The 14,046-nt window shown below is 71.8% G+C and carries 16 protein-coding genes; 6 read left to right on the top strand and 10 right to left on the bottom strand.

All coding sequences use genetic code 11. The features are described 5' to 3' along the window. Nucleotides 1–171: 171 nt before the first annotated feature. Nucleotides 172–1,518, bottom strand: coding sequence for an MFS transporter (locus ACFRAV_RS30285; RefSeq protein WP_382560471.1), 1,347 nt, complete (start codon nt 1,516–1,518; stop codon nt 172–174). A gap of 99 nt (nt 1,519–1,617) precedes the next feature. Between ACFRAV_RS30285 and ACFRAV_RS30280 the strand changes: the two genes are divergently transcribed. Next, a complete protein-coding gene (locus ACFRAV_RS30280; protein ID WP_382560473.1) occupies nt 1,618–2,514 on the top strand; it encodes a winged helix-turn-helix transcriptional regulator in 897 nt (298 codons plus the stop codon). A 67-nt stretch (nt 2,515–2,581) separates the two neighbouring features. Beyond that, the gene (locus ACFRAV_RS30275; protein WP_382560468.1) at nt 2,582–2,941 is read left to right on the top strand and encodes a DUF2200 domain-containing protein; all 360 of its coding nucleotides are present in this window, start codon (nt 2,582–2,584) and stop codon (nt 2,939–2,941) included. A 112-nt stretch (nt 2,942–3,053) separates the two neighbouring features. Here the strand turns inward: ACFRAV_RS30275 and ACFRAV_RS30270 are convergent, their stop codons facing one another. From ACFRAV_RS30270 to ACFRAV_RS30235, 8 genes are all read right to left on the bottom strand, one after another. Continuing rightward, nucleotides 3,054–3,386, bottom strand: coding sequence for a metal-sulfur cluster assembly factor (locus ACFRAV_RS30270; protein ID WP_351118196.1), 333 nt, complete (start codon nt 3,384–3,386; stop codon nt 3,054–3,056). Further along, on the bottom strand, nt 3,383–3,847 hold the full coding sequence (gene sufU / locus ACFRAV_RS30265; protein ID WP_382560465.1) for a Fe-S cluster assembly sulfur transfer protein SufU: 465 nt from the start codon (nt 3,845–3,847) through the stop codon (nt 3,383–3,385). The genes ACFRAV_RS30270 and sufU overlap by 4 nt, the downstream gene beginning before the upstream one ends. Before the next feature lie 17 nt (nt 3,848–3,864). Further along, nucleotides 3,865–5,124 (bottom strand): cysteine desulfurase, encoded by a 1,260-nt coding sequence (locus ACFRAV_RS30260; protein ID WP_382560461.1) that lies wholly within the window; start codon nt 5,122–5,124, stop codon nt 3,865–3,867. Beyond that, nucleotides 5,121–5,885, bottom strand: a complete 765-nt coding sequence (gene sufC, locus ACFRAV_RS30255; protein WP_351118199.1) for a Fe-S cluster assembly ATPase SufC — start codon at nt 5,883–5,885, stop codon at nt 5,121–5,123. The genes ACFRAV_RS30260 and sufC overlap by 4 nt, the downstream gene beginning before the upstream one ends. A gap of 7 nt (nt 5,886–5,892) precedes the next feature. Further along, complete coding sequence (locus ACFRAV_RS30250) at nt 5,893–6,213, bottom strand: bifunctional 3-phenylpropionate/cinnamic acid dioxygenase ferredoxin subunit (protein ID WP_351118200.1); 321 nt, start codon at nt 6,211–6,213, stop codon at nt 5,893–5,895. Next, nucleotides 6,210–7,394 carry a Fe-S cluster assembly protein SufD gene (sufD, locus tag ACFRAV_RS30245; protein WP_382560457.1) on the bottom strand — a complete coding sequence of 395 codons (1,185 nt, stop codon included), beginning with the start codon at nt 7,392–7,394 and terminating at the stop codon, nt 6,210–6,212. The genes ACFRAV_RS30250 and sufD overlap by 4 nt, the downstream gene beginning before the upstream one ends. A gap of 78 nt (nt 7,395–7,472) precedes the next feature. Next, entirely contained in the window at nt 7,473–8,894 is a 1,422-nt protein-coding gene (sufB, locus tag ACFRAV_RS30240) for a Fe-S cluster assembly protein SufB (protein ID WP_351118202.1), read from the bottom strand. Beyond that, entirely contained in the window at nt 8,891–9,631 is a 741-nt protein-coding gene (locus ACFRAV_RS30235) for a helix-turn-helix transcriptional regulator (RefSeq protein ID WP_382560453.1), read from the bottom strand. The genes sufB and ACFRAV_RS30235 overlap by 4 nt, the downstream gene beginning before the upstream one ends. Nucleotides 9,632–9,789: 158 nt before the next feature. Between ACFRAV_RS30235 and ACFRAV_RS30230 the strand changes: the two genes are divergently transcribed. The 4 genes from ACFRAV_RS30230 to ACFRAV_RS30215 are packed head-to-tail and all read left to right on the top strand — an operon-like array spanning nt 9,790 to nt 13,430. Continuing rightward, entirely contained in the window at nt 9,790–10,659 is an 870-nt protein-coding gene (locus ACFRAV_RS30230; RefSeq protein ID WP_382560449.1) for an aminoglycoside N(3)-acetyltransferase, read from the top strand. 11 nt (nt 10,660–10,670) lie between these two features. Beyond that, nucleotides 10,671–11,603 (top strand): ABC transporter ATP-binding protein, encoded by a 933-nt coding sequence (locus ACFRAV_RS30225; RefSeq protein ID WP_382560446.1) that lies wholly within the window; start codon nt 10,671–10,673, stop codon nt 11,601–11,603. Then, a complete protein-coding gene (locus ACFRAV_RS30220; RefSeq protein WP_382560443.1) occupies nt 11,600–12,370 on the top strand; it encodes an ABC transporter permease in 771 nt (256 codons plus the stop codon). The genes ACFRAV_RS30225 and ACFRAV_RS30220 overlap by 4 nt, the downstream gene beginning before the upstream one ends. A 55-nt stretch (nt 12,371–12,425) precedes the next feature. Further along, the gene (locus ACFRAV_RS30215; protein WP_382560439.1) at nt 12,426–13,430 is read left to right on the top strand and encodes a heme A synthase; all 1,005 of its coding nucleotides are present in this window, start codon (nt 12,426–12,428) and stop codon (nt 13,428–13,430) included. Between the two features lie 193 nt (nt 13,431–13,623). Here the strand turns inward: ACFRAV_RS30215 and ACFRAV_RS30210 are convergent, their stop codons facing one another. Next, nucleotides 13,624–13,980, bottom strand: coding sequence for a hypothetical protein (locus ACFRAV_RS30210; RefSeq protein ID WP_382560436.1), 357 nt, complete (start codon nt 13,978–13,980; stop codon nt 13,624–13,626). Nucleotides 13,981–14,046: the final 66 nt, after the last annotated feature.

Here is a 14,046-nt window from a genome sequence, read left to right as displayed (position 1 = left end):
CCCACGCCGCCCCCCCCGCCCGCCGCCCCCACCAGCGACCGCGCGACCCGCCGGAGGCCCACCCCGCCCGCCCGCCGGCCCCGGCCGCACCCCCCCCGCCCCCCGCCGGGGCGCACGCCCCCGCCCGGGTCCGGGGGGGGGCCCCCCGCGCCGCCCACCGGACCGGCGGTCTCACCCCGGGGTGACGGAGTCCCCCGGGGTGACGGAGTCCCCCGCGGAGGCGGAGCCCCCGGCGGAACCTCTCGCCGAAGCGGAAGCCCCCACCGAGGCGGAAGCGGAGGCGGAAGCGGAAGCGGAGGCGGCCCCGGCCGCACCCTGCGCGGCGGCCCCCACCCCGCCCCGCCGGGCCAGCCGGTGGGCGCAGGCGACGGCCGCCGCGGCGACCAGCGCCACGCCCGCGCAGGCCGGCCACAGCGCCCCGGGCTCCGCCTCGTACAGGGCGCCGCCCAGCGGCGCGGCCAGCACCGTCCCGCTGATCGACACCCCCGCGTACAGGCTCTGGAACCGCCCCACGGCCCGCTCGGGGGCCTCGTCGGCGACGTACGCCGTGGCCGTGGTCTTGTAGAGGATCTCCCCCGCCGTCAGCACCACCGTCATGGTCGCCGCGGCGGCCACTCCACCGCCCGCGGCCAGCGTCGCGTACCCCGCGCCGACCAGCGCGAGCCCGCAGGCGACCACGAGCAGCGCGGGCCGGTTCCGCAGGGCCAGGGTCACCGGCAGTTCGAGGCAGAGGATCATCGCGCCGTTGACGGCGATCAGCCAGCCGTAGACCCGTGTGTCCAGCCCCTGTCCCGCCAGGTGCAGCGGGAAGGTCGTGTACAGCTGCCGGTAGGTGACGTCCACCAGCAGGATCCCGCCGAGCAGGAGCAGCAGCGCGGGCCGCGCCCTCAGCTCGGGCCACAGCCGTCCGCCCGCCGCCCGGCCCCCGGGACCTCCCGTGCGGGCGGCGCCCCGGGCGGGCACCACCCGGGCGGTCCACGCGGCGAAGAACAGGGTCCCGAGCCCGTCCGCGAGGAACAGCCAGTCGTACGACACCTGGGTGGCGACCAGCGCCCCCAGCGGCGGCCCCACCGCGAACCCCCCGTTGCTCGCACTGCGGATCACCGCGAACGCCTGCCGCCGCGCCCCCTCGGGCACGGTCACCGCGACCAGCGCCGAGTTGGCCACCCGCACCACGCCCAGCGCGTACTGGGCGAGCGGCAGCACCGTGGCGAGCAGCGGCGTCGGCAGCGCCGGGACGACGGCCAGCAACAGCCCCCCACAGGCGGACGCCGCCAGGAGGGTGCGGCGGTGCCCCCAGCGGTCGCCGAACCAGCCTCCGGTGAAGTTGCCGGCCATCAGACCGACGCCCGCCGCGCCCATCACCAGCCCCGCCCCGCCGGCGCCCACCCCGCGCGGCCCGGTCAGGTACAGGAAGACGAAGACGAACGTGAAGCTCGCGCAGGCGTTGACGAACACACCCACCGCGAGCAGCCACACCGCGCCCGGCAGTTCCCGCAGCCCTCGCACCGCGCCCATCCCCGTGCCCCCACCCGCCGGAGTCAGTTCCTTTTGGGAACGGACTATGTCAGCATGGCAACCTCGGGTCAACACGCCATCGAAGAAGCGAGTACCGCCATGGCCCAGCGCACCAGCCTGAACGACGCCTCCTGCGCCATCGCGCAGGCCCTGGACGTGGTCGGCGACTGGTGGACGCTGCTGATCGTGCGCGACGCCGCCCGCGGACTGCACCGCTTCGAGGAGCTGCAGCGCGAGCTGGGCATGTCCCGCAAGGTGCTGGCCGAGCGGCTGCGGCTGCTGGTGGAGGCGGGCGTGCTCTCCCGGGAGCGGTACCAGGAACGGCCGGTCCGCCACGAGTACCGGCTGACACCGCGCGGGCGCGCCCTGCTGCCCGTGCTGATCGCGCTCCAGGACTGGGGGGACACCTGGCTCCTGGGGGAGGGAGAGACCATGGCGACAGCGACCGAGGAGTCCGCGGAGGCGGCCCGCGTCCTGGCCCTGACCGGCACCAGGGTGCCCGCGCTGACCCTGACGGACCTGGACGGCGGACCGCGCGACCCGGTCTGCGCCGACACCCCGTTCACGGTCCTCTACTGCTTCCCCGGCGCCTACGCCCGCAAGGACGCCTATCCGCCGGGCTGGGCCGGCATCCCCGGCGCGCCGGGCTGCACCCTGGAGTCCTGCACCTACCGCGACAGCCTGGCCGAGTTCACCGCGGCGGGCGCGACCGTGCACGGCGTCTCCACCCAGCGCCCGGACGAGCAGCGGGCGTTCGCGGACGCGGAGGGTCTGCGCTTCCCACTGCTGTCGGACGCGGGGCTGGCCCTGACCGCGGCGCTGCGCCTGCCCACCTTCCGGGCCGGCGGGGTGAGCCGTCTGAAGCGGCTGACGCTGGTGGTGGACCGCGACCGCACCGTCCGCCGCGTCCTCTACCCGGTCACCGACGTGGTGGCGAGCGTGACGGAGGCCCTCCGGGCGGTCCGCGACGGCGGCGCGGCGCTGGGCGACGGCTGAACGCGCGCCGCCCGCGGAACCACGGCGGAACTACAGTGGGGGCGACCGACGACGTGGGGAGCACACCGTGGCCGCCGACCGCATCAGGCGCATGACCTTCGCCTCGATCTACCCGCTGTACGTGACCAAGGTGGAGCGCAAGGGCCGAAGCGAGGACGAGCTCCGCCAGGTGATCACCTGGCTCACCGGCTACGACGACGCCGGACTGGACCGGGTCGCCGCCGACGGGACGGACCTGGAGACCTTCTTCGACCGGGCGCCCGCCCTGAATCCGAACGCCTCGCTGATCACCGGCGTGATCTGCGGCCACCGGGTCGAGGAGATCGAGGACCCGCTGATGCAGCGGATCCGCTGGATGGACAAGCTCGTCGACGAGCTGGCCCGCGGCAAGAAGATGACCTCGATCCTGCGCGGCGGCACCGCCTGACGCGGCTCCTCCCCCGGAGACGGCGAACGGCCCTTCCCCACCCCCCGGCAAGGGGGTGGGGAAGGGCCGTTCCGCCGTTCAGACGCAGACGCAGGTACCGGCGCGGGCGGCGTCAGACGTTGAAGCCCAGCGCCCGCAGCTGCTCGCGGCCGTCGTCGGTGATCTTGTCCGGACCCCACGGCGGCATCCAGACCCAGTTGATCCGCAGCTCGCTGACCAGGCCGTCGGTGGCCGACTTGGCCTGGTCCTCGATGACGTCGGTCAGCGGACAGGCCGCGGAGGTCAGCGTCATGTCGATCGTCGCGATGTTCGCGTCGTCGACGTGGACGCCGTAGATCAGGCCCAGGTTGACGACGTCGATGCCCAGCTCGGGGTCGACGACGTCCAGCAGGGCCTCACGGACCTCTTCCTCCGAGGCGGGCTTCATCTCAACCGTCTCGCTCATGCGGGGGTCTCCTTGTCGGTGGCGCCCAGCGCCTGGGCGGTCGCGTCCTTCCAGGCCATCCAGCTCAGCAGCGCGCACTTCACCCGGGCCGGGTACTTGGAGACGCCGGCGAACGCGACCGCGTCCTCCAGCACCTCCTCCATGGCGTCGTCCGGCTCGATCTTCCCCTTGGACTGCATCAGCTCCAGGAAGGTCTCCTGGATCTCGCGCGCGTCGTCCAGCTCCTTGCCGACCAGCAGCTCGTTGAGCACGGACGCGGAGGCCTGGCTGATCGAGCAGCCCTGTCCCTCGTACGACACGTCGGTGACCTTCGTGCCGTCGTACTTCACGCGCAGGGTGATCTCGTCACCGCAGGTGGGGTTGACGTGGTGCACCTCGGCGTCGCCATCGCGCAGACCACGCCCGTGCGGGTTCTTGTAGTGGTCCAGGATGACGTCCTGGTACATCGAATCCAGCTTCACGGCTCCGCCGCGTCCTCTCAGCCGAAGAAGTTCCGTACGTGCTCCAGGCCGTCGACCAGGGCATCGACCTCGGCCGGCGTGGAGTACAGATAGAACGACGCTCGCGTGGTCGCGGGAATTCCGTACCGCAGGCAGACCGGCCGCGCGCAGTGGTGCCCCACCCGGACGGCGATGCCCTGCTCGTCGAGGACCTGGCCCACGTCGTGCGGGTGGATGTCGCCGAGCGTGAAGGAGATCGCCGCGCCGCGGTCCTCGGCCGTGGCCGGGCCGATGATCCGCAGGTCGGGGACCTCGATCAGGCGCTTGACCGCGTACTCGGTGATCGCCTTCTCGTGCGCGTGGATCTTCTCCATGCCGATGGCCGACAGGTAGTCGATCGCCGCGCCGAGACCGACCGCCTGGGCGATCGGCGGGGTGCCCGCCTCGAACTTGTGGGGCGCCGGGGCGTAGGTCGACGAGCTCATCGAGACCGTCTCGATCATCTCGCCGCCGCCGAGGAACGGGGGCAGGTCCTCCAGGAGCTCCTGGCGGCCCCACAGGACGCCGATGCCGGTCGGGGCGCACATCTTGTGGCCGGTGAAGGCCACGAAGTCGGCGCCGAGGGCCTGCACGTCCAGCGGCATGTGCGGGGCGGCCTGGGAGGCGTCGACGCAGACCAGCGCGCCGACCTCCTGGGCCCGCCGCACGATCGCCTCGACCGGGTTCTGCGTGCCGAGGATGTTGGAGACCAGCACGAAGGAGACGATCTTCGTCTTCTCGGTGATGACCTCCTCGATGTTCGACAGGTCGAGGCGGCCGTCGTCGGTGAGGCCGAACCACTTCAGCTTCGCGCCCGTGCGCTGCGCGAGCAGCTGCCACGGCACGATGTTGGAGTGGTGCTCCATCTCGGTGATGACGATCTCGGTGTCGCTGTCCACCCGGTAGGGCTCGTCGGCCCAGCCCAGCATGTTGGCGACCAGGTTGAGGGACTCGGAGGCGTTCTTGGTGAAGATCACCTCGTCGCGACTGGGGGCGTTGACGAACTCCGCCACCTTGTCGCGCGCGCCTTCGTACAGCGCCGTGGCCTCCTCGGCGAGCACGTGCACCCCGCGGTGGACATTGGCGTTGTGTCGCTCGTAGTAGGCGTTGAGGGCGTCGAGCACCTGACGCGGCTTCTGTGAGGTCGCCGCGTTGTCCAGGTACACGATCTTCCGCCCGTCGTGGACCTCGCGGTCCAGGAGGGGGAAGTCCTTGCGGATCGCCTCAAGGTCGTCGAGGAGGCCCGGCAGCTGTGTCACTCGGAAGCGCCACCCTTCGTGTAGGCCTCGTAGCCCTCGTTCTCCAGCTTGTCGGCGAGCTCGGGACCGCCGGACTCGACGATGCGGCCGTTCGCGAAGACGTGGACGTGGTCGGGCTTGATGTAGCGCAGGATGCGCGTGTAGTGCGTGATCAGCAGGGTGCCGACCTCGCCGCTCTCGCGGACCCGGTTGACGCCCTCGGAGACGACGCGCAGGGCGTCGACGTCGAGGCCGGAGTCGGTCTCGTCGAGGATCGCGATCTTCGGCTTGAGCAGCTCGAGCTGGAGGATCTCGTGGCGCTTCTTCTCACCGCCGGAGAAGCCCTCGTTGACGTTGCGCTCGGCGAAGGCGGGGTCCATGTTGAGGCGCTCCATGGCCTCCTTGACCTCCTTCACCCAGGTGCGCAACTTGGGGGCCTCGCCGCGGATGGCGGTGGCGGAGGTGCGCAGGAAGTTCGACACGGAGACGCCGGGGACCTCGACCGGGTACTGCATGGCGAGGAACAGGCCGGCGCGGGCGCGCTCGTCGACGGACATCTCGATGACGTCCTCGCCGTCGAGGGTGACCGTGCCGCCGGTGATCGTGTACTTCGGGTGACCCGCCAGGGAGTAGGCGAGAGTCGACTTGCCGGAGCCGTTGGGGCCCATGATGGCGTGCGTCTCGCCCTGCTTCACGGTGAGGTCGACGCCCTTGAGGATCTCCTTCGTGGCGTTGTCGGCCTCGACGGTGACGTGCAGGTCTCGGATTTCAAGCGTTGCCATGGGTGCCTCAGGACTCCTGGGTGAGGGAGACGAGCACGTCGTCCCCTTCGATCTTTACGGGGTATACGGGGACGGGGCGCGTGGCGGGAAGGCCGGACGGCTTGCCGGTGCGGAGGTCGAACGCGGAGCCGTGCAGCCAGCACTCGATCCGGCAGTCCTCCACCTCGCCCTCGGCGAGGGAGACGTTCGCGTGCGAGCAGACGTCGTTGATCGCGAACACCTCGCCCTCGGTGCGCACGACGGCGACCGGCGTGCCGTCGAGTTCCACCCGCTTGGGGGTGTCCTCCTCCAGCTCGGCCAGTGCGCAGGCGCGTACGAAGGTCGTCATGCGACCGACGCCTCCAGCTCCTCGTCGATCTTGGCGAGCAGGCGCTCCTCGATGTCGTCGACACCGATCTGCTGGACCAGCTCGGCGAAGAAGCCGCGGACGACGAGGCGGCGGGCCTCGTACTCCGGGATGCCGCGGGCCATCAGGTAGAAGAGCTGCTCGTCGTCGAAGCGGCCGGTGGCGCTGGCGTGGCCGGCGCCGACGATCTCGCCGGTCTCGATCTCGAGGTTCGGCACGGAGTCGACGCGGGCGCCGTCGGTCAGAACCAGGTTGCGGTTCATCTCGTAGGTGTCGGTGCCCTCGGCGGCGGCCTCGATCAGCACGTCGCCGATCCACACCGCGTGGGCCTGCTCGCCCTGGAGGGCGCCCTTGTAGACCACGTTGGACTTGCAGTGCGGGATGTTGTGGTCGACCAGGAGGCGGTGCTCCTGGTGCTGGCCCTGGTCGGTGAAGTACAGGCCGAACAGCTCGGCCTCGCCGCCGGGACCGGCGTACTCGACGCGGGGGTGCAGGCGCACCACGTCGCCGCCGAAGGTGACGACGACGGACTTGAAGGAGGCGTCGCGGCCGACCAGCGCGTTGTGCTGGCCGACGTGGACGGCCTTCTCGTCCCAGTCCTGCACGGAGACGACGGTCAGCTTGGCGCCGTCGCCGAGGACGTACTCGACGTTGCCGGCGTAGACGGCGTCGCCGCTGTGGTCCACCACGACGACGGCCTCGGCGAACGCGCCGAGCTCGACCACGGTGTGGGCGTAGCAGGTGCCGCCCTGGCCGGCGACGGTCACGCGGACCGGCTCGCTCAGCACGGCCTCCTTGGGCACGGTCACCACGGTGGCCTGCTCGAACGCCGAGTACGCCTGTGCGGCGACCCGGTCGACCGGCTTGCCGGCGCGGCCGAGGCGGGCGTCGTCGCGGCCGACGGACTCCACCGTGACGCCCTCGGGGGCGTCCACGGTGACCTTCACGCCGTCGCCGGAGGCGGTCGCGGTGCCGTCGTGCAGACCACGCAGGCGCGCCAGCGGGGTGAACCGCCACTCCTCCTCGCGGCCGTGCGGGACCGGGAAGTCCGCCACGTCGAAGGAGGGCGGTGCGCTCATGCGCGTGGCGACGGTCGACTCTGCGGCCACCGCGATGGATCCGGTGGTGGTCGAGCCCACCGGGAGGTTCTGAGCGTCAGCCATGGCTGTCGTCATGCTCGCTTTCGTTGCTTCAGGACTGTTCGTTGCTTCAGGACCGGACGGGCGGGGCGGGGGCCGGGGTCAGCCGACCGCGCCCTCCATCTGGAGCTCGATCAGCCGGTTGAGCTCGAGGGCGTACTCCATGGGCAGCTCCTTGGCGATCGGCTCGACGAAGCCGCGCACGATCATCGCCATCGCCTCGAACTCGGAGAGACCGCGGCTCATCAGGTAGAAGAGCTGGTCCTCGGAGACCTTGGAGACGGTCGCCTCGTGGCCCATGGACACGTCGTCCTCGCGGACGTCCACGTAGGGGTACGTGTCGGAGCGGGAGATGGTGTCGACCAGCAGCGCGTCGCAGAGCACGTTCGACTTGGAGCCGGGGGCGCCCTCGCCGATCTCGATCAGGCCGCGGTAGGAGGTGCGGCCGCCGCCACGCGCCACCGACTTGGAGACGATGTTGGACGACGTGTTCGGCGCCATGTGGACCATCTTCGCGCCGGCGTCCTGGTGCTGGCCCTCGCCCGCGAAGGCGATGGACAGGGTCTCGCCCTTGGCGTGCTCGCCCATCAGGTAGACGGCCGGGTACTTCATCGTCACCTTGGAGCCGATGTTGCCGTCGATCCACTCCATGGTCGCGCCCTCGTACGCCACGGCGCGCTTGGTGACCAGGTTGTAGACGTTGTTCGACCAGTTCTGGATGGTCGTGTAGCGGCAGCGGGCGTTCTTCTTGACGATGATCTCGACGACCGCGGAGTGCAGCGAGTCCGACTGGTAGATCGGCGCGGTGCAGCCCTCGACGTAGTGCACGTAGGCGCCCTCGTCGACGATGATCAGGGTCCGCTCGAACTGGCCCATGTTCTCCGTGTTGATACGGAAGTAGGCCTGGAGCGGGATCTCGACGTGCACGCCCTTCGGCACGTAGATGAAGGAGCCGCCGGACCACACGGCCGTGTTCAGCGCGGCGAACTTGTTGTCGCCGGCCGGGATCACGGTGCCGAAGTACTCCTTGAAGAGCTCCGGGTGCTCCTTGAGCGCCGTGTCGGTGTCGAGGAAGATGACGCCCTGCTCCTCCAGGTCCTCGCGGATCTGGTGGTAGACGACCTCCGACTCGTACTGGGCGGCGACACCGGCGACCAGGCGCTGCTTCTCCGCCTCCGGGATGCCCAGCCGGTCGTAGGTGTTCTTGATGTCCTCGGGGAGCTCTTCCCAGGAGGTCGCCTGCTTCTCCGTGGAGCGCACGAAGTACTTGATGTTGTCGAAGTCGATGCCCGACAGGTCCGAGCCCCAGTTCGGCATGGGCTTCTTCTCGAAGAGGTTCAGACCCTTGAGGCGCAGCTTGGTCATCCACTCCGGCTCGGACTTCTTCGAGGAGATGTCGCGGACGACGTCCTCGTTCAGTCCTCGCTTGGCGGCGGCGCCGGCCGCGTCGGGGTCCGCCCAGCCGTACTCGTACTTACCCAGACCCTCGAGTTCGGGGTGGGCAGTCTCCGTGGGGAGAGTCATGCGGGGTTCCTCCCGGCCGTGCTCGTAGATGATGGATGACCACTGGTGGCGTGGTCGTCGATCCTGGAAATCTTGGGGATGAACGTCGTGCAGACGCCGTCACCGTGCGCGATCGTGGCCAGTCGCTGGACGTGGGTGCCGAGCAGTTCGGAGAAGATCTCCGTCTCGGCCTCGCACAGCTGCGGGAACTCCTCAGCGACATGGGCGACCGGGCAGTGATGCTGGCAGAGCTGCTCGCCGAGTTGCGGGGAGGGAGCGCTGCGCGCACTGGCAGCGTACCCGTCCGCGGACAGCGCTCCGGCCAGCGCCTGGGCCCTGCCCTCCGGCGGGACGGACTCCAGCGCCTTGCGGTAGGAGTCCGCCTGGGCGGCCAGCCGGGCACGTGCGAAAGCGGCCACCGCCCGCTCACCGCCCTCCTGGTCCGCGATCCAGCGCAGCGCGTCCTTGGCCAGCTGGTCGTACGACTGGTCGAAGGCGTCCCTGCCTCCGTCCGTCAGCACGAACACCTTCGCGGGTCGCCCGCGCGTGCGCGCGCCGTAGACCCGGCGCTCGCGGGCCTCGACCACCTCGTCGGCGACCAGCGCGTCCAGATGCCTGCGCACCGCGGCCTGGGTCAGCCGCAGGCGGCCGGCGAGTTCGGCGACCGTCGACGGGCCGTGGTCCAGGATCGAGCGCACGACCCGGTTGCGTGTGGAACGCTCCCCGGTCGTGGTTTCTTCCTGGCCGACGTTTTTCACAACGCCATTGTTGCGTAATTACCGGCGGACGGACAACCCGCGCCCTTCCGGCCCGGTGGTGCCCTTCATCACTTAGGTGCACCTAACCTGACCTGCGGAAAGACGCGTTCCGGGAAATCGGCTTGCGGGCCGCCGAGGGCCCGGAGACCCTGCACCCCATGGCTTCCGAACCCGTCGCGGGCCCCCTGGTGACCCGTCCCTCGCTCGCCGCGGATCTGCGTTCCCTGGGCGTCCGCGCAGGTGGGACCCTGCTCGTCCACTCCTCCCTGAGCTCACTCGGGTGGGTGAACGGTGGCGCCGTCGCGGTCGTTCAAGCGCTCCTGGACGCCGTCGGTCCGGAGGGGACCCTGGTGGTGCCCACGCAGTCCGGCGCGCTGTCCGACCCGGCCTACTGGGAGAACCCGCCGATCCCCCGGGAGTGGTGGGAGACCGTCCGCGCGACCATGCCCCGCTACGACGCAGCGACCACCCCGGCGCAGCACATGGGCGTGATCGCGGAGACCGTGCGCACCTGGCCCGGCGCGGTGCGCAGCGCGCATCCGCAGACCTCCTTCGCCGCCCTCGGCCGCCGCGCCGCCGAGATCGTCGAGGGCCACGCCGCCGACTGCGCGCTCGGCGAGCACAGCCCCCTGGCCCGGCTGGAGCGGCTCGGCGCCCGGGTGCTGCTGCTGGGCGTCGGCTACGACTCCTGCACCGCTCTGCACCTCGCCGAGTACCGGATCCCCTCGCCGGTGACGGCCCCGCGCGGGCGGCCGGGCCCCGACGGGTGGGAGGTGGTGACCGACGTGGCGCTCGACTCCGACGACTTCGACCGGCTCGGGGAGGACCTCGAGCGGGAGCGTCCGGGTCTGGTGGCGCACGGCCGGGCGGGGGCGGCGCGAGCCCGCCTGTTCCCGCTCGCCGACGCGGTGGCCTACGCGGAGGGCTGGCTGCGCGAGCACCGGCCCGCGGCGGACGGCGGGCACCGCCCCGCGGCGGACGCCGTCGATCCGGCACCCGGGGACGGGACGGGCGCCGCGCGAACCTAGACTCGTGTCCCATGCACAGCGATCCCGCGGTCCCCGTCGTCCAGATCCAGGCTCTGGTGAAACGGTACGGACCCAAGACCGCGGTGGACGGCCTCGACCTGGTGGCCCGGGCGGGCATCACCGCCGTCCTCGGCCCCAACGGCGCCGGCAAGACCACCACCGTCGAGACCTGTGAGGGCTACCGCCGCCCCGACGCGGGCACGGTCCGGGTCCTCGGCCTCGACCCCGTGCGCCAGGCGGCCGAGCTGCGGCCGCGGATCGGGGTGATGCTCCAGTCCGGCGGCGTGTACTCCGGCGCCCGCGCCGACGAGATGCTCCGCCACGTCGCGAAGCTGCACGCCCACCCGCTGGACGTCGACGCGCTGATCGAGCGCCTGGGCCTCGGTTCGTGCGGCCGCACCTCCTACCGCCGGCTCTCCGGCGGCCAGCAGCAGCGGCTCGCGCTCGCCATGGCGGTCGTCGGCCGGCCGGAGCTGGTCTTCCTCGACGAGCCCACCGCAGGCCTCGACCCGCAGGCCCGCCGGGCCACCTGGGAGCTGGTGCGCGACCTGCGCGAGGACGGCGTGTCGGTCATCCTCACCACCCACCACATGGACGAGGCCGAGCAGCTCGCCGACGACGTCGCCATCGTCGACGCCGGCAAGGTGATCGCCCAGGGCTCCCCCGACCGGCTGTGCCGCAGGGGCGCCGAGAACACGCTGCGCTTCTCCGGCCGCCCCGGACTGGACGTGGCCTCGCTCCTCAAGGCGCTGCCCTCCGGCTCCTCCGCCTCGGAGATCGTCCCCGGCTCCTACCGGGTCACCGGCGACGTGGGCCCCCAGCTGCTGGCCACCGTCACCTCCTGGTGCGCCCAGCACGGGGTGATGCCGGAGCGGATCGCCGTCGAACGCCACACCCTCGAAGACGTCTTCCTTGAGCTCACGGGCAAGGAGCTGCGCGCATGACCGCCACCGGGACCTACTCCCCCAGGCCGGGCGCCGCGCCGCTGGGCCGCATGATCGCCGCGCAGGCCGCCCTGGAGACGCGGATGCTGCTGCGCAACGGCGAGCAGCTGCTGCTCACCGTGGTGATCCCGACGCTGCTGCTGGTGCTGTTCAGCACCGTGGACATCGTCGACACCGGCGAGGGGAAGGCCGTGGACTTCCTGGCGCCCGGCGTGCTGGCGCTGGCGGTGATGTCCACGGCCTTCACCGGCCAGGCCATCGCCACCGGCTTCGAGCGCCGCTACGGCGTCCTCAAGCGGCTGGCCGCGTCGCCGTTGCCGCGGTGGGGGCTGATGACCGCCAAGACGCTCTCGGTGCTGGTCACCGAGGTGCTGCAGATCGCGCTGCTCACGGTCATCGCCCTCGTGCTGGGCTGGTCCCCGCGGGGCAACCCCTTCGCGGTGTTCCTGCTGCTGGTGCTGGGCACCGCCGCCTTCTCCGGTCTCGGCCTGCTGATGGCCGGCACGCTGAAGGCGGAGGCTACCCTGGCCGCGGCCAACCTGGTCTTCCTGCTGCTGCTGGTCGGCGGCGGCGTGGTGGTGCCGCTGGACAAGTTCCCCGAGGCCGCGCAGTCGGTGCTGGGGCTGCTGCCCGTCGCGGCGCTCTCCGGCGGCCTGCGGGACGTGCTCCAGCACGGGGCCGGCATGCCGTGGGGCGATCTGGGGATCCTGACCGCCTGGGCGGTGGCGGGACTGGCCGCGGCGGGCCGTTTCTTCCGCTGGGAGTAACGTCACAGGGTTTCGGGCGGACCCTCGTGAAAGCGTGCACAAGCCCCGTTCTACGATGGTGCGCGTGCCGAACGAGATTCCCGGCGGGCCGCTGACCGCGGTCCGCAACCCCCTTGCCTACATCGCCGCCCGCTGGACCCCCGATCCGCGGACCGTCCGTCGAGCGGCGCTCGTCGCGCTCGTCATGGCGGTGGTCATCGTGGTCACCGGCGGCGCCGTCCGGCTGACCGGCTCCGGCCTCGGCTGCCCGACCTGGCCCAAGTGCACCGCCGACTCGCTCGCCACCACGCGCGAGATGGGCTGGCACGGCGTCATCGAGTTCGGCAACCGGCTGCTGACGTACGTACTGTGCGCGGCGGTCGGCTGGGCGATCATCGCCGCCCGCTCCACCAAGCCGTTCCGTCGGCAGCTGACCCGGATCGGCTGGCTGCAGTTCTGGATCGTGATGGGCAACGCGGTGCTCGGCGGCATCGTGGTGCTGGTCGGTCTCAACCCGTACACGGTCGCCGCGCACTTCCTGCTCTCCTCCGCGCTGATCGCTGCGGCCACGGTGATGTGGCACCGGACCGGCGAGGGCGACGCCGCGCCGCGTCCCCTGGCCGCGCCGCCGCTGCGCCGGCTGACCTGGGCGCTGGTCGTGGTGTCCGCGCTGCTGATCGCCGTCGGCACGGTGGTCACGGGCGCGGGACCGCACGCGGGTGACTCCAGCGAGGTGCCGCGCATGCCGGTGGACTGGGAGTCGGTCACCCGTGCGCACGGCGTGCTGGCCTGGCTGACGGTGCTGCTCACGGTGGCGCTGTGGGTGGGGCTGAAGCTGTTCGACTCCCCGCGGGTGACGCTGGCGCGGACGCGGGACCTGTTCCTGGTCCTGCTGGCGCAGGGGGTCATCGGGTACGTCCAGTACTTCCTCGACCTGCCGGAGCTGCTGGTGGGGCTGCACATGCTGGGCTCCGCGCTGGTGTGGATCTTCACCCTGCGGGTGCTGCTGGCGATGCGCGAGCGTCCCGCCACGGAGCCCGACGCGGTCCCGGCCTCCTCCGCGGAGCCCGTCCCCGCGTAACTCCCCCACGCCGCACTCCCCCGTGCCCCGCCGCGACCTCCGCGGCGGGGCACAGTGCGTTCCCCCCGCCTGTTCGCGGTGCGCGCCTGGGCTTTGTGGCACCCGGGAGCCCGGCGAGGGCCCTGGAAACGCCGGAGCCGCCTCGCGGGCCGGGCGCGGGTGCGCCGGGGCGGGGCGGCTCGGGCGGAAGGGCTCAGGCGGGATTCTTGGGGCCGCCGAGCTGGATGCCGGCCATCCGGGACCACTCGTACGGACCCGTCCTGACCTTCGCGGCGAACTCCCCGTCGAAGTCCTCGTGGACGGTGATGCCCGCCTTGGTGACGGCCGCGACGGCCACCTCGTACGTGGGGGCCACCAGGTCGCCCCACTCGCCGTCCTCGCCCACCAGGACGATCCGCGCCCCCTTGCGGCCGAGGTGCGCCACCTGGCCCGCCGCACCGCCGTGCTGTGCGGCGAAGGACCCGATCTGCTTGGCGAGCTTCGCGGCGCGCCGCTCACCGTGCGCGTCCGCCGGGGCGGCCGCCTCGTCAACCTGCTGCGTGTCTGCCATGGTCAGGATGCTACCGACGGGTAGATGAAACGGCGACGGGCGGGGTACGTGGCTTAGCCCACGTAC

The organism is Streptomyces sp. NPDC056600 (assembly GCF_042792855.1).
Lineage (GTDB): Bacteria > Actinomycetota > Actinomycetes > Streptomycetales > Streptomycetaceae > Streptomyces.
The sequence above is the reverse complement of the archived record's forward strand: the minus strand, read 5'-3'. Positions and strand labels throughout refer to the sequence as shown.